This window comes from Ralstonia insidiosa (assembly GCF_008801405.1).
Lineage (GTDB): Bacteria > Pseudomonadota > Gammaproteobacteria > Burkholderiales > Burkholderiaceae > Ralstonia > Ralstonia insidiosa.
In genome coordinates this window covers 791338-810960 of sequence record NZ_VZPV01000001.1, presented here as the reverse complement: position 1 = coordinate 810960, position 19623 = coordinate 791338, and the positions used below count along the sequence as shown (strand labels likewise).

General features: G+C 65.0%; 20 protein-coding genes. 10 read left to right on the top strand and 10 right to left on the bottom strand.

Going from position 1 to position 19623, the window contains the following annotated elements; genetic code table 11:
- Positions 1-3: 3 nt before the first annotated feature.
- Positions 4-501 carry a D-glycero-beta-D-manno-heptose 1-phosphate adenylyltransferase gene (rfaE2, locus tag F7R11_RS03940; RefSeq protein ID WP_031329787.1) on the bottom strand — a complete coding sequence of 166 codons (498 nt, stop codon included), beginning with the start codon at positions 499-501 and terminating at the stop codon, positions 4-6.
- An 83-nt stretch (positions 502-584) separates the two neighbouring features.
- On the bottom strand, positions 585-1445 hold the full coding sequence (locus F7R11_RS03935) for a ferritin (RefSeq protein WP_021196270.1): 861 nt from the start codon (positions 1443-1445) through the stop codon (positions 585-587).
- Between the two features lie 440 nt (positions 1446-1885).
- On the opposite strand from F7R11_RS03935, the gene F7R11_RS03930 reads away from it, so the two are divergent.
- Positions 1886-2572 carry a glutathione peroxidase gene (locus F7R11_RS03930; protein ID WP_064801351.1) on the top strand — a complete coding sequence of 229 codons (687 nt, stop codon included), beginning with the start codon at positions 1886-1888 and terminating at the stop codon, positions 2570-2572.
- A gap of 4 nt (positions 2573-2576) precedes the next feature.
- Here the strand turns inward: F7R11_RS03930 and F7R11_RS03925 are convergent, their stop codons facing one another.
- The 6 genes from F7R11_RS03925 to F7R11_RS03900 all read right to left on the bottom strand — a co-directional run bounded on the left by F7R11_RS03925 (position 2577) and on the right by F7R11_RS03900 (position 8583).
- Positions 2577-3755, bottom strand: coding sequence for a patatin-like phospholipase family protein (locus F7R11_RS03925; protein ID WP_064806133.1), 1179 nt, complete (start codon positions 3753-3755; stop codon positions 2577-2579).
- Between the two features lie 9 nt (positions 3756-3764).
- The gene (locus F7R11_RS03920) at positions 3765-4664 is read right to left on the bottom strand and encodes a PhaM family polyhydroxyalkanoate granule multifunctional regulatory protein (protein ID WP_064801349.1); all 900 of its coding nucleotides are present in this window, start codon (positions 4662-4664) and stop codon (positions 3765-3767) included.
- 38 nt (positions 4665-4702) lie between these two features.
- Positions 4703-5524, bottom strand: coding sequence for an enoyl-CoA hydratase/isomerase family protein (locus F7R11_RS03915; protein WP_064801347.1), 822 nt, complete (start codon positions 5522-5524; stop codon positions 4703-4705).
- 62 nt (positions 5525-5586) lie between these two features.
- The gene (locus F7R11_RS03910) at positions 5587-6756 is read right to left on the bottom strand and encodes an ABC transporter substrate-binding protein (protein ID WP_031329784.1); all 1170 of its coding nucleotides are present in this window, start codon (positions 6754-6756) and stop codon (positions 5587-5589) included.
- 100 nt (positions 6757-6856) lie between these two features.
- Complete coding sequence (locus F7R11_RS03905; RefSeq protein WP_064801345.1) at positions 6857-7519, bottom strand: hypothetical protein; 663 nt, start codon at positions 7517-7519, stop codon at positions 6857-6859.
- A gap of 59 nt (positions 7520-7578) precedes the next feature.
- Complete coding sequence (locus F7R11_RS03900; protein ID WP_064801343.1) at positions 7579-8583, bottom strand: LLM class flavin-dependent oxidoreductase; 1005 nt, start codon at positions 8581-8583, stop codon at positions 7579-7581.
- Positions 8584-8700: 117 nt separating this feature from the next.
- On the opposite strand from F7R11_RS03900, the gene F7R11_RS03895 reads away from it, so the two are divergent.
- Complete coding sequence (locus F7R11_RS03895) at positions 8701-9621, top strand: IclR family transcriptional regulator (RefSeq protein ID WP_064801340.1); 921 nt, start codon at positions 8701-8703, stop codon at positions 9619-9621.
- A 3-nt stretch (positions 9622-9624) separates the two neighbouring features.
- Here the strand turns inward: F7R11_RS03895 and F7R11_RS03890 are convergent, their stop codons facing one another.
- Entirely contained in the window at positions 9625-10617 is a 993-nt protein-coding gene (locus F7R11_RS03890; protein WP_064806130.1) for a fumarylacetoacetate hydrolase family protein, read from the bottom strand.
- An 85-nt stretch (positions 10618-10702) separates the two neighbouring features.
- On the opposite strand from F7R11_RS03890, the gene F7R11_RS03885 reads away from it, so the two are divergent.
- From F7R11_RS03885 to F7R11_RS03870, 4 genes are all read left to right on the top strand, one after another.
- Complete coding sequence (locus tag F7R11_RS03885) at positions 10703-11596, top strand: IclR family transcriptional regulator (RefSeq protein ID WP_064801338.1); 894 nt, start codon at positions 10703-10705, stop codon at positions 11594-11596.
- Entirely contained in the window at positions 11562-12668 is a 1107-nt protein-coding gene (locus tag F7R11_RS03880) for a DUF3108 domain-containing protein (protein ID WP_064801336.1), read from the top strand. The genes F7R11_RS03885 and F7R11_RS03880 overlap by 35 nt, the downstream gene beginning before the upstream one ends.
- Complete coding sequence (locus F7R11_RS03875) at positions 12665-13504, top strand: alpha/beta fold hydrolase (RefSeq protein WP_064801333.1); 840 nt, start codon at positions 12665-12667, stop codon at positions 13502-13504. Before F7R11_RS03880 ends, F7R11_RS03875 begins: the two co-directional genes overlap by 4 nt.
- Before the next feature lie 322 nt (positions 13505-13826).
- The gene (locus tag F7R11_RS03870) at positions 13827-14084 is read left to right on the top strand and encodes a BTH_I0359 family protein (RefSeq protein ID WP_021196257.1); all 258 of its coding nucleotides are present in this window, start codon (positions 13827-13829) and stop codon (positions 14082-14084) included.
- A gap of 150 nt (positions 14085-14234) precedes the next feature.
- Here the strand turns inward: F7R11_RS03870 and F7R11_RS03865 are convergent, their stop codons facing one another.
- Entirely contained in the window at positions 14235-14627 is a 393-nt protein-coding gene (locus tag F7R11_RS03865; RefSeq protein WP_021196256.1) for a rhodanese-like domain-containing protein, read from the bottom strand.
- A 151-nt stretch (positions 14628-14778) separates the two neighbouring features.
- Here F7R11_RS03865 and F7R11_RS03860 point away from each other — a divergent pair, with 151 nt between their 5' ends.
- The 4 genes from F7R11_RS03860 to F7R11_RS03845 all read left to right on the top strand — a co-directional run bounded on the left by F7R11_RS03860 (position 14779) and on the right by F7R11_RS03845 (position 19585).
- Positions 14779-15819, top strand: coding sequence for a homocysteine S-methyltransferase family protein (locus F7R11_RS03860; RefSeq protein ID WP_064801331.1), 1041 nt, complete (start codon positions 14779-14781; stop codon positions 15817-15819).
- Positions 15820-15827: 8 nt separating this feature from the next.
- Entirely contained in the window at positions 15828-16181 is a 354-nt protein-coding gene (locus tag F7R11_RS03855) for a bleomycin resistance protein (RefSeq protein WP_064801329.1), read from the top strand.
- 18 nt (positions 16182-16199) lie between these two features.
- Positions 16200-18917 carry a methionine synthase gene (gene metH, locus F7R11_RS03850; RefSeq protein WP_082932757.1) on the top strand — a complete coding sequence of 906 codons (2718 nt, stop codon included), beginning with the start codon at positions 16200-16202 and terminating at the stop codon, positions 18915-18917.
- Positions 18918-19156: 239 nt separating this feature from the next.
- The gene (locus F7R11_RS03845) at positions 19157-19585 is read left to right on the top strand and encodes a hypothetical protein (protein ID WP_064801327.1); all 429 of its coding nucleotides are present in this window, start codon (positions 19157-19159) and stop codon (positions 19583-19585) included.
- Positions 19586-19623: the final 38 nt, after the last annotated feature.

Genomic DNA, 19623 nt, shown 5'->3' with positions numbered 1-19623 from the left:
CGCTCAGGACGTTGCGCGCACGCGCTTGAGCAGCGCGGTGGTCGAGCGATCGTGCTCGAACGGGATCGCCAGCGCCGTCCCGCCCCAGCTCCGCACCACACGCGTTTCTTCCAGCGCGTCGATGTCGTAGTCGCCGCCCTTGACGTAGATGTCGGGGCGCACGCGCTGAATGAGTTCGACCGGCGTGCGCTCGGCAAACAGCACCACGAGGCTGACCGATTCCAGCGCCGCTAGCACGGCCAGGCGATCGTCCTGCGTATTGAGCGGGCGATCATCACCCTTGCCCAGCATGCGCACCGAAGCATCGGTATTCACACCCACCACCAGCGATGCCCCCAGCGCACGTGCCTGCGCCAGATACGTGGCGTGTCCGCGGTGCAGGATGTCGAACACGCCATTGGTGAAGACGATCGGGCGCGGCAAGGCGCGCACGCGAGCCTCCACATCGGCGACGTCGCAGATCTTCTGTTCAAAGGCGGGTGCGGGCTGGCGAACGGTCATGGCTCAGAGACAATCGGAGTGGAAAACAAAACGGCCCATCGAATCGATGGGCCGCCGCAGTTGGCACAGGCCAGTGGCAAGGATCAAGCCGCTTGTTCAGTGCCGGCCGAGCCGAGCAGACGTGCGTTGAGTTCCTTGCGGTAACGGTTCAGGTCTTGCACGGTCTCGAAGGTGCGCTCGAACAGCAGACCCATGTTGTGCAGGATGCGCTCGATGACCTTCTTTTCCCAGCCGGCGTCGAACTTGATCTGCTCGTCGAGCCAGTGCTCGAGCCAGTCCGGGTTCGGCAGGCGCGATTGCACCGTGTCTTGCGGGAACAGCGCCTTGTTCACGTGCAGGTTCGTCGGGTGCAGCGGCTTTTCGGTGCGGCGGGCCGAGGCCATCAGCACGCCGATCTTGGCGAACGCGCTGCGGGCGTTATCACCAAACGTGCCCAGGTACTTCTTCATGTAGCGCAGGTAGGCGCCGCCGTGGCGGGCTTCGTCCTGCGACAGGTGCTTGTAGATCGACTTGATGACCGGCTCGGTGTGCCACTCGGAGGCACGGCGGTACCAGTGGTTCAGGCGGATCTCACCGCAGAAGTGCAGCATCAGCGTTTCCAGCGGCGGGGCCGGATCGAACTCGAAGCGCACGTTGTGCAGCTCTTCTTCGGTCGGCACGAGGTCCGGGCGGAAGCGGCGCAGGTATTCCATCAGCACCAGCGAGTGCTTCTGCTCTTCAAAGAACCACACGCTCATGAACGCCGAGAAATCGGAGTCGTGACGATTGTCGCGCAGGAACATCTCGGTGGCGGGCAGGGCAGACCACTCGGTGATGGCATTCATCTTGATGGTCTGCGCTTGTGCGTCGGTCAGCAACGACGCATCGAACGTGTCCCACGGAATATCCTTTTCCATATTCCAGCGGACCGCTTCCAACGACTTGAACAATTCGGGATAGAGCATGGTAAGCCTTTGAATTTGCAGGCGGATTCTAGCAGACATGCTTGACCGCTCCCGGTTTTTCATGGTCACCGGGGCAAAGAACGGTGTCTGCTCGTTTCCTCATCACAACAGGCCTGCCGGTGCCACGCATGCAACGTGGCTTGGCGACCCCCTTTGATACGCCGGGTTGTGGCGCATCGCCTCGCGGTGTGCCGCGATGTGATCGACGGCTGTCTGGTGACCGTCGGGCCGTCGTCTTCTGTGGGGCGGGCCCATTCGTCATCTGGAACGTCGGGCACCTCCTCCAGTATAGGAAGCGCCGCGCCTCAGATGGGAGACAAGCGACGGTTGGCGTGCAATGCGCAACGCACTTTTGATGCGGTGCGGCCCCGGGGGCGTTATACCCTAGACTGAAGGCAAATCATGTATTGCCGCTGACTGTCGGCTTCTGGAGGCTCGCCATGTTGTTTTCCGCCATCGCGCTCACGTCCCACCGGCGCCTGTACCCGCACGGGTCAGGCGCACTGCGCCGGCACCACCTGCTGATCGTTGCCATCGCCATCGTCCTCGCCATCATTGCCCTGCTGCTGCCGCGCACCGGGCACGCGGCTACGGCGGAGCCCGCAGCACAGCAGCCAACCGCTGCTGCGCCGGGCAGTTGCCCCGCCAGCCTGAATTTTCGCGTCAAACGGCTGCAAGACGACGCACCGCAAGACCTCTGCCAATACGCCGGCCGCGTGGTGCTGGTGGTCAATACCGCCAGCTACTGCGGTTACACATATCAATACGAAGGGCTGGAAGCGCTCTATGCAAAATACCGCGACAAGGGGCTGACGGTGCTCGGCTTTCCGTCCAACGATTTCGAGCAGGAACCGGGCAATAGCAAGCAGATCGCCAGTTTTTGCTACAACACGTACGGCGTGAAATTCCCGATGTTCTCGAAGACCGCGGTGGTGGGCCCAAGCGCATCGCCGCTCTATGCGTGGCTGGCCACGCAGACGAAGCAGCCGCCCAAGTGGAACTTCCACAAGTACCTGCTGGACCGCAGCGGCCACGTGGTGGCGGTGTATCCGAGCAAGGTTGAGCCGGGCGACCCGACGCTCACCAAACGCATTGATGCGCTATTGGCGGAACCGGCGCCGCATTGATGAATCAGGCCGCGCGCATGGTGTCGGGCACGACGCCGTACAGAAACGCGGCCAGCTCATCGCGCCGCGTCTCAACGTCGCGCTCACCCAGGTCGATCAGTTCCTGCGTGTACTCCGGCTCGAACAACAGATAGCTGGCGAACGCCGCACCGCGCGCTTCAGTACCGCCGAGCGGCTTGAGCAGCGCGCGCACCGTGCTCGGCAGGCGCTGCACGTGGCGCGAGGCAATCAGTTCGATGCGCTCGGACGGCGCCATCACCAGCACTTCGATCTTGCGCCAGCCGTCGCGCGCGTCGGAAATCTCGGGGTTGCGGCTGACCATCGCGTTGATGTGCTGCAACCGCTCGATATCGGCTGACAGCCCATCGAGAAAGATGCTCGCCAGCGCCTGCCCGGCAATCTGCGCCAGTGACGGATAGCCGGAGGCCGGCACCGTGTCGTACCACCCCGGCTGCGAACGCGAGGCCGCCCCCACCACCAGAATGCGATTCGCGCCCAGGTGGATGGCCGGGCTCAGCGGCGACATCTGCCGCATCGTGCCGTCGCCAAACCACTCGTCGTTACCTTCAAGCTGCACCGGTTCCGCCGGAAAGATGAACGGAATGCTCGACGAGGCCAGCATGTGCGACACGCCAATCTGATCGGCCACCGCAATCCGCTGCGAACGCCGCCACGGCAGTACCACGTGCGGCGACTGATAGAACGTGACATGGCGCCCCGTTGTGTACGACAACGCGGTGATGGCCAAGGCGCGCAACGCACCGGCATCGAATGCGGCCTGCACCTGCTGGCCGTCGTGCTGCGACGCCAGCAGTTCACGCAGCGGCGTGTTGTCGAACAGGGCACGCGGCGTATGGCCGGTCAGCCAGCCGAACGCCAGCGCGGTCAGCCAGCGCGTACCGCTTGCGCCAACGCGGCCGACATCGGTGCGATAGACGCGATCCGCATGGAGGTTCGCCCAGAGTTGGGTGAGCGCTTCGGTAGCCTGCGTGAAGTCCTGCGCGCCACGCGCCATGCCCAGGCTGTTGATGGCTCCGGCCGAGGTGCCGCAGATCACGTCGAACGGCGTGCGCACCACGCCCGGTGCGTACTCGCGTGCCAGTCGCGCAATGCCGCGCAGCACGCCCACCTGATAGGCGGCACGGGCGCCGCCGCCCATCATCAACAGTGCGGTGCTGTCCATCGACATCGATCAGGGCGTATCGTTGGTCGGCTTGTGCGGCGCAGTCTTGGTCGGCGCCTTCTTGGCCGCGGTCTTGGCGGGGGCCTTCTTGGCGGCAGCTTTCTTCGTAGCCGGCCCGGCAGACTTGCCCGCAGGCGCCTTGGCTGCCGGCTTGGATGCCGCCTTGGCCGCTGCACGCTTTGGCGCGGCCGGCGCGGTCTTTTCTTCGATGTATTCTGGCGCCGAGTCGAGCCCCTCCGCACCCGGCGCGCCGCCAAACCCAGGGAAACCACCGGGGAAACCCGGCATCAGGTTCTGCGGCATGGGCATGGCAGCCGCGGCCGAACTGGCGATCTGGTTGAACTGCTGCTGCAGCATGTTCCACCACGGTGACGGGTCCAGCGCGGCGGCGGCGGCGCGCGCTGCAGCGTGGGCTTGCGCTTGCGCCTGCGCAGCGGACTGCGCCCGAGCCTCGGCTTCGTCATCGTCGGCGTCTTCGGCTTCGATCTCGGCCTCGTCTTCGGGGGTGGGCTCGTCGGCTTCGGCCGCCTTGGTGGCGGCGGTATGCGGCCAAGCCGGCTTCGGCTCGGCGGCAGGCTTGGGCTCGCTGCCCGACAGCCCATCGAACGTGGCTTTCATCGCATCGGGCGACAGCGCCGAGCCGAACGTTTGCAGTGCGACCAGCGTGGCACGCTGCACTTCCAGCCCCTGGATGGCGGTGCGCAGCAGGCTGGCATTCAGCTGCAGCCAGCTCTCCACGGCACGCAGGTCGTGGATGCGCTTGTCGAGCTCCTCCAGGTCCATCGGCGGCGCCGCAAAGTTGGCCATGCTGGGCATCGCGCCACCGGCCATCCCCGCCAGGCCGCCGCCCCACAGCTTGCGCAGAAATTCAAAGCCGCCTTCAGCGAAGTTGGGCATCTGGGTGAACATGGTGTCTCCTACAGGATCGGTCTTGGATCGGGCGCCGCTCAGGCGCCATCGAACGTGGGTGGGCGCTTCTGACGCAGGCTCGCAATGCCCTCGCGTACGTCGGGGCCGGCAAACCCCATGAATTCAAGCGCCAGCGAGGTATCAAAGCTCGGCCCCGCCAGACGCAGCCAGTTGTTGAGTGCGTACTTGGTCCAGCGGATGGCCGTCTGTGAACCGGCAGCCAAACGCTCCGCAATCTCGAATGCGCGGTTGACGAGGTCCGACTCATTCACCGCCAGCGACACGAGGCCGATGCGTTCGGCTTCGTCGCCGGTCACGGATTCGCACAGCAGCAAGTAGTACTTGGCCTTGGCCATGCCGCACAACAGCGGCCAGACAATCGCCGCGTGGTCACCCGCTGCCACGCCCAGGCGCGTATGGCCGTCAACGATGCGCGCATCCTTGGCGGCAATCGAGATGTCCGCCAGCAGTCCGGCCACCAGCCCCGCGCCCACAGCTGGGCCATGCATGGCGCTGACGATCGGCTTGTCGCAATTGATGAGGTTGTAGACGAGGTCGCGCGCTTCGTGCCAGACACGGGTACGCACGTCAAAGCGATCGGCCATCTGCTCGACCAGGTGCAGGTCGCCGCCGGCCGAGAAGCCCTTGCCCTCGCCACGAATAAGCGCCACGCGCACCGAGGGCTCAGCGGACACGTCGCGCCAGATCTCGGCCAGTTCGCGATGCAGGTTGGCGTCAGCGGTGGAGAGCTTGCGATTGGCCGATTGCGCGGCACCCATCACGATCTCGAGGATGGGGCCATGCTGGACAAGCGTGAGCGCCTGGTAGCGGACGAAGCGGGGAGCGAGCGAGGTCGTCATGATGGATCGGAATGTGAATCAAGCATAGCGGATGAGGCCGCGCCTGCAACGCCAGATGTGCGTCATGGCGACTTTGCCTCGTCAGCCAGACGCCATTCGCCACGGCGTATCTGCGCCATCACGCGGGCGCGCTGGTCCAGGCCGACGTGGTCCTGCGGGCTCATGTTGACGACGCCGGTGCTGGTCGGCAGGTCACGCACATGTTCCAGCGCATCGCGCAGCGCTTCACGAAAGGCTGGCGTGCCCGGCTTGGCACGCTTGAGCGCCACCGGCACGGCGCGCTGCAGCAGCAAGCCAATGTCGCCCGTGTAGGCGGCGAAGATCGACACGGTGCGTTTGCCGAACGCAGCCTCGTAGCGGCGGGTGAAATCGAGCGCCTGCGCCTTGGCCGGATTGCTGTCGGGCAACTGTGCGGCGACCATCACCGGGCCGGTGGGCACGTAGGCGCCCTCGCACTCCTTGCCGCAGAGCTTCACGAACTCGTTGTTGGACACGCCGTGGTTGAAGTAGATCTTGCCGGTGTAGCCGCGTTCGGCCAGCGCGCGTGCCGGCAGCGCGGCGGGCGTGCCCGAGCCGCCGATGACCACCGCATCCGGTTTGCTCGCCAGCAGGTGTAGCACCTGGGCGGTCACGCTGTTGTCGGTGGGCGAAAAGCGCTCGGTGTCGGTGATGCGGATGTGCTTGAGATCAGCAAAGCGCTGTACCTCGGTCAGGAAGGCCTCGCCCAGTGCGTTGGCAAACCCGATATAGGCGATGGTCTTCACGCCATGGGCGGCGGCGTGCTCGGCGATGAGCGACGCCATGTGCGAATCCGAATGCGGTGTCTTGAAGATCCAGCGGCGCTGCGCATCCATCGGTTCGATCAGCCGGGCCGACGATGCCAGCGAGATCACCGGCGTCTTGCCCTCGGCCGCCACGTCGATCATCGCCAGCGTGTTGGGCGTGGTGGACGAGCCGACGATCAGGTCCACGTTGGACTCGGTCATCAGCTTGCGCGTGTTGGTGACGGCGCGCGTAGTGTCGGAGGCGTCGTCGAGCACGATGACCTCGACCTTCTCACCCGCAATCTCATGCGGCCACAACTTGGTAGCGTTCTTCTCGGGAAACCCCAGCGATGCCTGCGGCCCCGTGGCAGACACCGTCACGCCGATGCGGATGTCCGCAAGCGCAGTGGATGAAAGCAATGCAAAACCAACAACTACGCCTGCATATCGCCAATTCGGTCGCTGCATCAGTCGCCGCATGGGTGTCTCCTCCCGTGGTTTTGGGAGAAAGCGTAGCGGTTTTGCGGCGGTTTGGCGATGCGGGTGCGCCCGGGCATCCAGCGCCTGCTTAGGCTGCCGCTGTTTGCTCCGGCACACGCTCGCCCAGTTGGCGCAGTACGTCGCCATAGGCATCGGCATCCATTTCCGCACTGGACTTGGCCAGGTAGTACGCCAGCCCAAGGCGCGACGACGTGCGCGTGAAGAGTTGATAGAAATCGCCCAGGTCATGCAGGCGCGCGACCTTCTGCCACGGGATCACCGCCGTCTTGCCGGTCGGCCCCTGCACCGATAGCGCGGCCGGTGACAGCTCCCAGCGGTGGAGCCCCTCTAGGCGCGCCACGCTGCGCTGCACCGATCGCCGCGTGATGTTCGCGACAAAGGGATCGGTGACCCGGTCGAGCCGTGCCCTGAGCCACTGGGCGATGCGCAGAATGAAGCGGACCACCGTTGCTCCGTAGCGCCACCAGAGCACACCGTAGATGAGCGCGACCGCAGCAAAGGGCAGCAGCGTTCCAGCAACGCTCCCGCGAGACGGCATCGTCAGCACCACCAGCGCGGCCCCCGCAAGGGGAAAGACCAGCAGCATGAGCGCCAGAAACCGCTGAAAAAACGCATCAATGCGCGCCTGCATGGCCACCTTCCTGGCGGCGATCCGCGCGAGGCGCTTGGTGGTGATGCGGTCAGCCAGCGCCCGGCATTGCTCGGCGCTGATCCGAAAACGTAATTCCATGGCAGTGCCCTCGGCTCGGTTCGGCCGTGATTCTAGGGCCGCGCACGCCGAATGAGAATCTAGGCAGCCAGTGCCGTCAGCCCCGCACGCGGCAGCGCTTCCTGCACCAGGGCGCGCATCGATTCGAGCACGACCGGCTGCGGCATCAGACCAAAGTTATGCAGCGCCATGACGTGGTCGACGCCCATGTCGGACAGCCGCGCGAGCTTGTCAGCCACCGCATCCGGTGTGCCGAACAGGGACAGCCCGCTGGCCAGCACATCGTCATACGTTTGCCGGCGCGCGTAGAGCCGCGTCGCGACATACAGGTCGAACGGCGCTGCAGCCGCCTCGCGCACCGCAGCGTCCGTCGGGCCGACATGCGTGTGCAGCGCCACCGCCGCCATGCCGCGCGTGTCGTGGATGCCGGCTTCTGCCAAACCGCGCCGGTAGTCGTCCATCAGCAAGCGAATCTCGTCGAAGCCATCCACCGACGCGTACGGCACGAACAGCATGCGCCGCCCCTGCCGGCCAATGTGGTACGCCGCCTCGCGCCGCAGGATCGCCACATGGATCGGCACCGTAGTCTGCACAGGCAGCACGTTCAGGCGCACGTCGCGCAGCGTGTGGAACTGGCCTTCGTGGTGCACGCGCTCGCCGGCGAGCAAACGTTGGACCAGCATCAGCGCTTCGTCAAAACGCTCGCGCTTGATGGCCGGGTCCACGTCGTAGCCCTCGAACTCGTGCTTCAGATATCCCGAGCCCACGCCCAGCGACAGCCGCCCGCCCGAGAGCGCGTCGACCATCGCGTAGTTCTCGGCCACGGTGGCCGGGTGGTGAAACGTGAGGATGGAGATGGCGGTGCCCAGCCGCAGCCGATGCGTGTGCGCGGCCAGGTGCGACAGGAAGACCGCTGGATTGGGTACGGCACCGTACTCGTGAAAGTGGTGCTCGGCCACCCAGAAGGTGTCGTAGCCCAGTGCCTCGGCGTGGCGGGCCTGGGCGATGACGTCTGCGTAGAGTTGCGGCAGACTGCGGTGCCGGTCCGGATAGTGGTCCTGCACGGAAAAGATCGACAGCTTCATGGTGTCTCCCGGGTTTTCGATGTCAGCTCGGTGTCTTTTCCAGCGCGCAGGGCCGCCGCGCCGGTTGTATCTTTTTGCGTAACGCGTATCTTATAAAGCGACACCCGAGACTTCAAGATGCTTCCTGAAGACACCCTGCCGATTGGCGAATCCCCCGACGAACTGCCCGCCGAACCGCTGGACGAAAATGCGCCCCCCGAGCGCACCAGCGCCGGCATCCAGTCCGCCGAAATCGCGCTGACGGTGCTCTCGGAGATGGCGCGCACGGGCGGCGCACACGCCGTCTCCGAGCTGGGCCGGCAACTCGGCATGCCACGCGCCAAGGTGCATCGCTACCTGGTGTCGTTGGAGCGCATGGGCTTTGTCGAGCAGGACCCGGCCTCGGCACGCTACCGGCTGGGCGCGCAGGCATTGCAGGTGGGGCTGTCGGCGCTGTCGGACGTGGACTTCGTGCGCGAAGGCAGCAACATGCTGCCCAAGCTGGCCGAGCGGCTGAACGAGAGCGTGTTCCTCTCGATCTGGACCGAGCGCGGCCCGGTGATCGTGCGCTGGGAAGACGGCGGCCGGCCGGTGACGGTCAACGTGCGCGTCGGCTCGGCCATGCCGCTGCTGAACTCGGCGACGGGTCAGGCGTGCGCGGCTTGGATGCCCGAAATCCAGATCGTTTCGCTCATCGACCGCGAGCTGCGAGGCCCCGGCGCCGGCAAGGCGGGCCTGACCGATTGGCTGAACTGCCGCGCACGCTGGCAGACGGTGCGGCACGAGGGCGTGGCGCGCATCGCCGGCACGCTCATCAACGGTATCGATTCGGTGGCGGTGCCCGTGCTGGATGCACAAGGCAAGCTGGCGGGGGCCATCACGGCGTTGGGGTTGTCCAGCGTGTTCGATGCCACCCTGGAAGGGCCGGCCTCACGGCTATTGCGCGAGGCCGGACGGGCGCTGTCGCTGCGCCTGGGCTACCACGGTCAGGCCATGACGGCCGGTGCTGCGCAACCCAAGCGCGGGCGCCGCGCAAAGGCTGCACCTGAATCAGCGTAATGCTCAGTTCTGCGTGCCGGGCGCGACGACTTCCTGGTCGATCGCCCCGAAAATCGATACGCCGTTGGCGTCGAACATCTCGATCTTCACCGTATCGCCGTAGCGCATGAATTCGGTAATGGGCGCGCCGGATTCGATGGTCTCGAGCATGCGTTTCTCAGCGATGCAGGCGTACCCCTTGCTGCGGTCCACGTTGGAGATGGTGCCCGAGCCGACAATGCTGCCCGCACGCACGTTGCGCGTCTTGCAGATATGCGCGATCAGCTGGCCGAAGTCGAACACCATGTCGGTGCCGCACTCGGGCTGGCCGACCTTCTTGTTGTTCCAGCGCACCGTCATCGGCAGGTGCACCTTGCGCTCGCGCCAGGCATCGCCCAGCTCGTCGGGCGTAACGGCCACGGGCGAGAACGCCGTCGCCGGCTTGCTCTGGAAGAAGCCGAAACCCTTGGCGAGTTCCGCCGGAATCAGGTTACGCAGCGATACGTCATTGGCCAGCACAATCAGGCGGATGCCCTCGGCGGCAGCAGCGGCCTCGGTGCCCATCGGCACGTCGCCGGTGATGACGGCCACCTCGGCCTCGAAGTCGATGCCGAAGGCCTCGCTACGGCAGACGATGGGGTCATGCGCGCCAGCCAGGTCATCGGAGCCGCCCTGGTACATCAGCGGGTCGGTCCAGAACTCGGGGGGCATTTCGGCGCCACGGGCTTTGCGCACCAGTTCCACGTGGTTCACATAGGCCGAGCCGTCCGCCCACTGGTAGGCGCGCGGCAGCGGCGCCATGCAGTTGGCCGCGTTGAACGCAAACGGATGCCGGGCACGGCCAGTGTTGAGCTGCTCGTACAGATCCTGCAGCTGCGGTGCATAGAAGACCCAGTCGTCGAGCACGCGTTGCAGCGTCCCGGCGATGTGCGTGGCGTAGTGTGCGGTCTTCAGGTCGCGCGAGACCACGGCCAGTTGGCCGTCGCGCGAGCCATCCTTGAGGGTGGCGAGTTTCATGGGCGTCGTGTGCTGAGAAAGGCTGCGCGGATGGTACACCTTGCATCGGCTAAACTGGGCCGAACCGATCCACCGCACCTGCCCCATGTCCACGCTGCCCACCGACGCTGATCTCGACCTGGAGACCGATGTTGACGGCGACATCGCGTCCGACCTCATGTCAGACGAGTTGCCTGCGCGCTCGGGCATCCAGTCCATCGAGGTCGGCTTCCGGCTGCTGGACGTGCTCACGCACACCAATGGTCCGATGATGCTGCGCGACCTCGCGCGCGCCGCGCCGATGAACCCGGCCAAGGCCCACCGCTACCTGGTGAGCTTCGCGCGTCTCGGGCTGGTCACGCAAACACCTGAAGGCCGCTACGACCTCGGGCCCTTTGCGCTGGAAATGGGCCTGGTGAGCCTGAACCGGCAAGACCCGATGCGCCGCGCCCGCCCCGCTGCTGCCGCGCTGCGCGACGAAATCGATCACACCATCGGCCTGGCCGTGTGGGGCAACCTGGGCCCGGTCATCGTGCACTGGGAAGAGGCCAGCCACCCCGTCACGGTCAGCCTGCGCCTGGGCGATGTGATGCCGATGCTCAACTCGGCCACGGGCCGCGTGTTCGGCGCCTACCTGCCACGCGCGCAGACGTTGCCCTTCATCCAGCGCGAGCTGGAACGCGCCGCCGCCAAGCATGACAACAGCGCGGACGACAACCCCGAACTGCCGCGCACGCTCGACGCCTACGACGCCCTGTGCGCCGACGTGCGCGCGCACGGCGCCTCGCGCATCCACGGCGGTGTGCTGCCGGGTATCAACGCGATGTCGCTGCCGGTGTTCGACGCCAACGGCCAGTTGTGTCTCGTACTGATCGCCCTGGGCGCACAGAGCACCTTCGACACCACGTGGAGCAGTCCGCTGGAGCGGCGCTTGCGGCAGGCCGCACAACAGCTTTCCGCCGACCTTGGATACGTTGCCCCCCTTGCCTCGCAGCCCTGAAGACCGAACGGCCGTACGCGCACGCCACTGGCGCCGCTGGGGGCTGATCGCACTGGCTGTGCTGGTCGCACACGGCATTGCCGTCGTGTGGATCGCCCACAGCCACCAGATGGCGTGGCCGCCGGAGCCGGAACAGATCATCCCGACCTTGCTGCTGCAGCCGGAACCCGTCAAGCCGCCAACACCACCCGCCGCCAAGGCGCAGCCGAAACCCACGCCGCCCAAGCCGCGCTCGGCACCGCCCCAGCCTGCGCCGGCAGCAGTGCCGGCCCCAGAAGATGCTGACATCCCGATGGGGGCCGCCGCAGGCGCCTCTGCCGACACCGGCATGGTCCGCGACCTGAGTGGCGAGGGTGGACAAGGCAGTGCGCCGGCCGCCCCCGAAGCGAGCTTCTCTCCGCCGCCCTCGGCCACCCTGCACTACGCCACCTACGTCAACGGTGTGCGCAATGAGGATGGTGTGATCCGCTGGACCACGGACGGCAAAACTTACACGCTATCGGTCGACATTCCGCTGCCGCTGTTCTTCGGGTCGCTGGTCTTCCGCAGCAACGGCATCATCGATACGTATGGCCTGACCCCGGCACGCTACGAAGAAGTGCGCGGGCGCCGACAACCCGACGTGACGACCTTCCACTACGCCGAGGCGGCGCCGGCGTCCGGCATAGCGGGCGCCCCCACCATCACATTTACGCGCACACCCAATGTGCTGCCGCTGCCGGTGGGCACGCAAGATCGCTTCAGCGTGTTCCTGCAACTGACGGGACTGGCGCGCAGCAACCCCGAGCGCTTCATCAGCCCTGGCCTGACACTGGAAATCCCCATCGCCGATACCGACAGCGTGGAAGTTGCGCGCGTGCAGCGCGTGGGCGAAGACACCATCGATACACCCGAGGGCGCGATCCGTGCACAGCACTTCGTGCGGCTGCCGCGCCGTGAGGGCGATCAGCGGCGCGTCGAGATCTGGCTGTCGGCCGAGCGCGGCTGGCTGCCCGTGCGCCTGCGCCAGACCGAGCCCAATGGCATGCAGTTCGAGCTCGTCTATCAATCCCAGGAAGGAGGCCAACCATGAGCGCCAACGCGGTCTCCAGCTCCGGCACGGTGCACGCCAACGGCATCGACATCCACTACCGCATCGACGGCGCCGATGGCCCCTGGGTCATGCTTGCGCACGCGCTGGGCGTTGACCACCAACTGTGGGACGGTATCGCCCAGCACCTTGCCGCGCGCCACCGCGTGCTGCGCTACGACGCGCGCGGGCACGGCAAGACCACGGCGCCGCATGGCGCCTATACGCTGTTCCAGATGGCCGACGATGCAGCCGGCCTGCTTGATGCACTTTCGATTCAGCAGGTGCACTTCATCGGGCTGTCGATGGGCGGCATGGTCGCGCAGCTCATGGGCGTGCGACACCCGGAGCGGCTGCTCTCACTCACGCTGTGTGACACCGTGTGTGTCACACCGGTGACAGCGCATGCGATGTGGGACGAACGCATCGGCCAGGTCGAGGCGCACGGCATGGCTGGCATCGTCGAACCCACGCTGCAACGCTGGCTGACCGCGCCCTACCGTGAAGCGCATCCTGATGTGGCCGAGCGCATCCGCACCCTGCTGCGTGCCACGCCGCCGCACGGCTACGTTGGCGCCTGCCTCGCCATCAAGACACTCGACACGCGCAGCGGGCTCGCACGCATTGCCTGTCCCACACTTGTCATGACGGGTGAAGAAGATGCCGGCGCTCCCGTGGAAGTCGCACGCGAAATGGCTTCGCGCATTCCGAACGCGCGCTTGAAAGTGATGCCACGCGCAGCCCATCTCGCCCCCATCGAACAGGACGAGGCCTTTCTCACCGTTCTGGATGAATTCCTCGGACACGCAGGCTGCGGCAGCCAGTGTGAAATGCCCTGACGGATGTTTGCCCTGCCGGTAGTTGCAGGCGCCACGCACACCGCCCGTCGTCTACCCGCCGAATGGCGGACAACGGCTTGCGCCTTTCGATGCAGACATGGAAAGGTCTTGTTACGCGATAACAACGCACGTCACACATTCCGCCTCGCGTTCGCGAACTTTATGACCAATGATTAGGCCCAAGGAGTAGATGGGGCAAACCACGATCTGGAACGCGGGAAATGATCGGCCCTTGAAGTCAGGATCGCGAGCCCCATCTACCCGGTGCAGCAGTAGAGCAGTCCCCACAACAGCAAGACGATTGACGCCTCGGAGGTGCACCATGCAAATGATCTACAACAGCGACAACTACTGTGTTGTCGAGTTCGGTGTAGACGGCCAACACGCCATGCTTGCCGCAGGCGGCTACGAAATCGTCGACAAGAACCTCAAGCGTGAAATCTTCCTCGGCGGCGAGCTTGCCGAGCATTTCCGTGAAGATGTGAAACGCCTGATCGCCAGTGAACCAACCGCAGAAGAAGTCGACGACTTTCTCGGCAAGTTCGACTCGGTGATGACGCAACCGGTGACGATGCACTAAACAGCGTGCATCGGGGTGGCGGCGAGGTTATCCAACTGCGCTAACCGCGCCCGCCCAACGAACAAGAAAAACGCCCGGAGCGTGGTGCCGCCGGGCGTTTTTTCATGTGTAAGGCAACTATCGCATTGATAGCGTCCTGCTAACTGCGGCTTAGCACTGCTCCCACGGCATGCCTGCGTGGCGCCAGCCATTGAGCGTGTTGCGATGGCGCGTGCCATCCAGATCGCCCTCAAACCCGTGACGAACGACACGGACATCGCGGAACCCCGCCTCCTCCAGCGCATGCGCCGCTGCCGACGAGCGATTGCCGCTGCGGCAGATCAGCACGATCGGGCGATCGGTACCGTGTCCGGAAAGCTTGCGCACGGTCGGTACGAACTCCGGGTTCACCTCCCAGTGCGGACCGTCGTTCCACGACACATGGTGCGAGCCGACCGGATGGCCGACAAACAGGTGTTCCATTTCGCTGCGACAGTCGATGAACAGCGCTGCGGGCGTGCGTTGCAGAAAGGCGTGGGCGTCAGTGGGATCGAGCAGTTGCATGGCGGCTATCAGGGCGGGGCAAATGGCGTAATGTGGATTATAGGAGCGCGATTGCCCACAACGGCGGCAAGTCATTGATGCGACTGGTAAAATTCGCCTTTGGCCGCAAATTTTGAATATCTGACCGGCCGCTGCACCTCGGAGTCTCCCCATGACCGCGCCCCTGCCCTACACCCGTGCCGCCAACCTGCCCGCGCTGTTGCGCGAGCGCATCCTGATCCTGGACGGCGCAATGGGCACCATGATCCAGCGCTACAAGCTCAACGAGGCGCAGTACCGCGGCGAGCGTTTCGCCGATCACCCGATCGACGTGAAAGGCAACAACGAGCTGCTGCTGCTGACACGGCCGGAGGTCATCCGCGAGATTCACGAGCAATACCTGGCCGCCGGTGCGGACCTGATCGAAACCAATACCTTCGGCGCGACGACCATCGCGCAGGAAGACTACAAGATGGCGGACCTGGCCTACGAGATGAATGTCGTGGCCGCCCGCATCGCGCGCGAAGCCTGCGACAAGTACAGCACGCCCGAGCGCCCACGCTTCGTGGCTGGCGCCTTCGGCCCCACGCCCAAGACCGCCAGCATCTCGCCCGACGTGAACGACCCGGGCGCGCGCAACGTGAGCTTTGACCAACTGCGCGACGCGTACTACGAACAGGGCAAGGCGCTGCTCGAAGGCGGCGCGGACGTGTTTTTGGTCGAGACGATCTTCGACACGCTCAACGCCAAGGCGGCGCTGTTCGCCATCGATCAGCTCTTTGAAGACACCGGCGAGCGCGTGCCCGTGATGATCTCCGGCACCGTGACCGACGCCTCGGGCCGCATCCTCTCGGGCCAGACGGTGGAGGCGTTCTGGAACAGCCTGCGCCACGCCAAGCCGATCACCTTCGGCTTGAACTGCGCGTTGGGCGCCGCGCTGATGCGCCCGTACATTGCCGAGCTGGCCAAGATTTGCGACGTGGCCGTGTCGTGCTACCCGAACGCCGGCCTGCCCAACCCGATGAGCGACACGGGCTTTGACGAAACACCCGATGTCACCTCCAGCCTGGTCGACGAATTTGCCGCCGCTGGCCTGGTGAACCTGGTGGGCGGCTGCTGCGGCACCACGCCCGAGCACATCAAGGCGATTGCCGATCGCGTGGCCAATCGCAAGCCGCGCGGCTGGCCGGGCCAGTACAAAGACGCCGCCTGAGGTTCGCAATGACCGCGCGCATTGACAGCACGATCCCCGTGCTCGCCTCGCTGGACCTGCAGGAGTCGGCCCGCTTCTACACGGAGCGGCTCGGCTTTACGCAGGCGCTGCTGGTCGAGGACTACCTGATCGTGCAGCGCGATGGCGCCGAAATCCATTTCTGGCCGTGCGACGACCGCCGCATTGCCGAGAACACCTCGTGCTACCTGCGTGTGCCGAACACGCAGGCGCTGTTTGAAGAATTCACCGCGCGCGGGCTTGAGCTTGCGCCGCCGGCGGTGCGCTCGTGGGGCATGAAAGAGCTCTACGTGATCGACCCGCACGGCAACCTGTTGAAGCTGGGCGAACACGCCCCCGCCTGACCGAACTCCCGCACCATCATGACCGACCACCCCATGCGCCTCTCTGGCCTCGAACCGTTCAACATCGGTGAGAGCACGCTGTTCGTCAACGTCGGCGAGCGCACCAACGTCACCGGGTCCAAGGCGTTCGCGCGCATGATCCTGAACAGCCAGTTCGACGAGGCGCTGGCCGTGGCGCGCCAGCAGGTCGAGAACGGCGCGCAGGTCATCGACATCAACATGGACGAGGCGATGCTCGATTCCAAGGCGGCGATGGTGCGCTTCCTGAATCTGATCGCCTCGGAGCCCGACATTGCGCGCGTGCCAATCATGATCGACTCGTCCAAGTGGGACGTGATCGAGGCGGGTCTGAAGTGCGTGCAGGGCAAGGCGATCGTCAACTCGATCTCGCTCAAGGAAGGCGAGGAACAGTTCGCGCACCACGCCAAGCTGATCAAACGCTACGGCGCCGCCGCCGTGGTGATGGCCTTCGATGAGAAGGGCCAGGCTGACACGTACCAGCGCAAGACCGAGATCTGCAAACGCAGCTACGACTTCCTGGTCGAAAAAGTCGGCTTTGCGCCGGAAGACATCATCTTCGATCCGAACATCTTCGCGGTCGCCACCGGTATCGAGGAACACAACAACTACGCGGTCGACTTCATTGAAGCAACGCGCTGGATCAAGCAGAACCTGCCATACGCGAAGGTGAGCGGCGGCGTATCGAACGTGTCGTTCTCGTTCCGTGGCAACGACGTGGTACGCGAGGCGATCCACACCGTGTTCCTGTACTACGCGATTCAGGCGGGCATGGACATGGGCATCGTCAACGCGGGCCAGTTGGGCGTGTACGAGAACCTCGACGCCGAACTGCGCGACCGCGTGGAAGACGTGGTGCTCAACCGCCGTCCGGATGCGACCGACCGCCTGCTGGAAATTGCCGACCGCTACAAGGGCGGCGGCACCAAGCGCGAAGAGAACCTCGCCTGGCGCCAGGAACCGGTGGAAAAGCGCCTCGCCCACGCGCTCGTGCACGGCATCACCGACTTCGTGGTTGAAGACACCGAAGAAGTCCGCGCGAAAATCTTTGCCGCCGGTGGCCGTCCGATCCAGGTGATCGAGGGCCCGCTGATGGACGGCATGAACATCGTCGGCGACCTGTTCGGCGCCGGGAAGATGTTCCTGCCGCAGGTGGTGAAGTCGGCCCGCGTGATGAAGCAGGCCGTGGCCCATCTGATTCCGTTTATCGAAGAAGAGAAGCGCCAAATTGCCGCGGCCGGCGGCGACGTACGCTCGCGCGGCAAGATCGTCATCGCCACGGTCAAGGGCGATGTGCACGACATCGGCAAGAACATCGTCACAGTCGTGCTCCAGTGCAACAACTTCGAAGTCGTGAACATGGGCGTGATGGTCCCCTGCAACGAGATTCTGGCGAAGGCCAAGGTCGAAGGTGCGGACATCATCGGCCTGTCGGGCCTGATCACGCCGTCGTTGGAAGAGATGGCCTACGTGGCCTCGGAAATGCAGCGCGATGACTACTTCCGCGTGAAGAAGATCCCGCTGCTGATCGGCGGCGCCACCACAAGCCGCGTGCACACCGCCGTGAAGATCGCCCCCAATTACGAAGGCCCCGTGGTCTATGTACCGGACGCCTCGCGCTCGGTGAGCGTGGCATCGAGCCTGCTGTCGGACGAAGGCGCCGCGCGCTACGTCGAAGAGTTGCACGCCGATTACGACCGCATCCGCACCCAGCACGCCAACAAGAAGGCCACGCCGATGGTGTCGCTGGCCGCCGCGCGCGCCAACAAGACGAAGATCGACTGGAGCAACTACACGCCGCCCAAGCCCAAGTTCATCGGCCGCCGCGTGTTCAAGAACTACGACTTGAACGAGCTCGCGCAGTACATCGACTGGGGCCCGTTCTTCCAGACGTGGGACTTGGCCGGCAAATTCCCCGACATCCTCAACGACGAGATCGTCGGTGAGTCGGCCCGCAAGGTGTTCTCGGACGGCAAGAGCATGCTCGCGCGCCTGATCGCCGGGCGCTGGCTCACGGCCAACGGCGTGATCGCGCTGTTGCCCGCCAACACCGTCAACGACGACGATATCGAGATCTACACCGACGAATCGCGCTCGGAAGTCGCGCTCACCTGGCGCAACATCCGCCAGCAGAGCGAGCGTCCGATCATCGACGGCGTGATGCGCCCGAACCGCTGCCTGGCGGATTTCATCGCGCCCAAGAGCACCGGCATTGCCGATTACATCGGCCTGTTTGCCGTCACCGGCGGCATCGGGGTGCAAAAGCGTGAAGCCGCTTTTGAAGCCGACCACGACGACTACAGCGCGATCATGCTCAAGGCCCTGGCCGACCGCTTTGCCGAGGCCTTTGCCGAATGCCTGCACGCCCGCGTGCGCCGCGACCTGTGGGGCTACGCGCCGGACGAAACCCTCGACAACGACGCGCTCATCCGCGAGGAATACAAGGGCATCCGCCCCGCGCCCGGCTACCCGGCCTGCCCGGAGCACACCGTCAAGCGCGACATGTTCCGCGTGCTCGACGCGCAGGAGATCGGCATGGACCTGACCGAAGCGCTGGCGATGACGCCAGCCGCCTCCGTGTCGGGCTTCTATCTGTCGCACCCGGACAGCACGTACTTCACGCTGGGCAAGATCGGCCAGGATCAGGTGGACGATATGGTCGCGCGCAGCGGTGAAGATCGCGCGTTTGTGGAGCGCGCCCTCGCGCCGAATCTCTAATCTGTGACAAGACGTTTAGAACATGGCGAATCGTTCGCCATGTCTTACGACTGTGAAGCCTTGCCAGCATTGGCTTTGCAGGCATTTCAAGAGGGGTGATGCTTTCATTACAAAGGCTTACACCCCCTAACAGTCGTAACCGGAAGGGCTCCATACACTGAACCCATTCGCTCAACACACAGAGCGATGCCGCGACGAATCCCTCGCGTGGCCGTTCAGAGAACAAAAGGAGTCTCTCCATGAACAAGCTGCTGATCTCCCTGTCCGCCATCGCTATCGCTGCTGCTTCGGCTTACGCCAACGCACAAACCCCGTCGGCCAACGCTGGCGCGCAAGCCAACGGCACGGCAGCCGTCGCTCCTGCTGCTGCCCAACCGGCCCAAGCCAATGTCGGCACGGGCCTGAAGGCCGACGCCAGTGCCAAGCTGGACACCGACGCCGCCAAGCACCAACTGACCACCAAGGCCGAACACGGCACCAAGGCCGCACACGAGCACAAGGCCAAGGCTGAAGCCGGCGTGGACAAGACGGCAGACAAGGTCGGCGAGTCGGTCGGCAAGGCTGAAAAGTCGGCCCACAAGACAGTAAAGGCTGCCAAGGCAGACGCTACCGGCAGCACCAACGTCAACGCCAGCGTGAACACCGGCGCGGCAGCACAGAGCAAGTAAGCCAGCCGGACGGGCGCCGGGCTCCAAACCCGGCGTCA

Excerpts from the sequence above, each read along its gene's own strand:
- F7R11_RS03925 (WP_064806133.1), bottom strand. The coding sequence starts at position 3,755 with ATGGACAGCACCGCACTGTTGATGATGGGCGGCGGCGCCCGTGCCGCC.
- F7R11_RS03865 (WP_021196256.1), bottom strand. The coding sequence starts at position 14,627 with ATGCAACTGCTCGATCCCACTGACGCCCACGCCTTTCTGCAACGCACG.
- F7R11_RS03875 (WP_064801333.1), top strand. The coding sequence starts at position 12,665 with ATGAGCGCCAACGCGGTCTCCAGCTCCGGCACGGTGCACGCCAACGGC.
- F7R11_RS03855 (WP_064801329.1), top strand. The coding sequence starts at position 15,828 with ATGACCGCGCGCATTGACAGCACGATCCCCGTGCTCGCCTCGCTGGAC.
- F7R11_RS03920 (WP_064801349.1), bottom strand. The coding sequence starts at position 4,664 with ATGTTCACCCAGATGCCCAACTTCGCTGAAGGCGGCTTTGAATTTCTG.
- F7R11_RS03935 (WP_021196270.1), bottom strand. The coding sequence starts at position 1,445 with ATGCTCTATCCCGAATTGTTCAAGTCGTTGGAAGCGGTCCGCTGGAAT.
- F7R11_RS03915 (WP_064801347.1), bottom strand. The coding sequence starts at position 5,524 with ATGACGACCTCGCTCGCTCCCCGCTTCGTCCGCTACCAGGCGCTCACG.
- F7R11_RS03895 (WP_064801340.1), top strand. The coding sequence starts at position 8,701 with ATGCTTCCTGAAGACACCCTGCCGATTGGCGAATCCCCCGACGAACTG.
- F7R11_RS03860 (WP_064801331.1), top strand. The coding sequence starts at position 14,779 with ATGACCGCGCCCCTGCCCTACACCCGTGCCGCCAACCTGCCCGCGCTG.
- F7R11_RS03845 (WP_064801327.1), top strand. The coding sequence starts at position 19,157 with ATGAACAAGCTGCTGATCTCCCTGTCCGCCATCGCTATCGCTGCTGCT.
- F7R11_RS03885 (WP_064801338.1), top strand. The coding sequence starts at position 10,703 with ATGTCCACGCTGCCCACCGACGCTGATCTCGACCTGGAGACCGATGTT.
- F7R11_RS03870 (WP_021196257.1), top strand. The coding sequence starts at position 13,827 with ATGCAAATGATCTACAACAGCGACAACTACTGTGTTGTCGAGTTCGGT.
- F7R11_RS03890 (WP_064806130.1), bottom strand. The coding sequence starts at position 10,617 with ATGAAACTCGCCACCCTCAAGGATGGCTCGCGCGACGGCCAACTGGCC.
- rfaE2 (WP_031329787.1), bottom strand. The coding sequence starts at position 501 with ATGACCGTTCGCCAGCCCGCACCCGCCTTTGAACAGAAGATCTGCGAC.
- metH (WP_082932757.1), top strand. The coding sequence starts at position 16,200 with ATGACCGACCACCCCATGCGCCTCTCTGGCCTCGAACCGTTCAACATC.
- F7R11_RS03910 (WP_031329784.1), bottom strand. The coding sequence starts at position 6,756 with ATGCAGCGACCGAATTGGCGATATGCAGGCGTAGTTGTTGGTTTTGCA.
- F7R11_RS03930 (WP_064801351.1), top strand. The coding sequence starts at position 1,886 with ATGTTGTTTTCCGCCATCGCGCTCACGTCCCACCGGCGCCTGTACCCG.
- F7R11_RS03900 (WP_064801343.1), bottom strand. The coding sequence starts at position 8,583 with ATGAAGCTGTCGATCTTTTCCGTGCAGGACCACTATCCGGACCGGCAC.
- F7R11_RS03905 (WP_064801345.1), bottom strand. The coding sequence starts at position 7,519 with ATGGAATTACGTTTTCGGATCAGCGCCGAGCAATGCCGGGCGCTGGCT.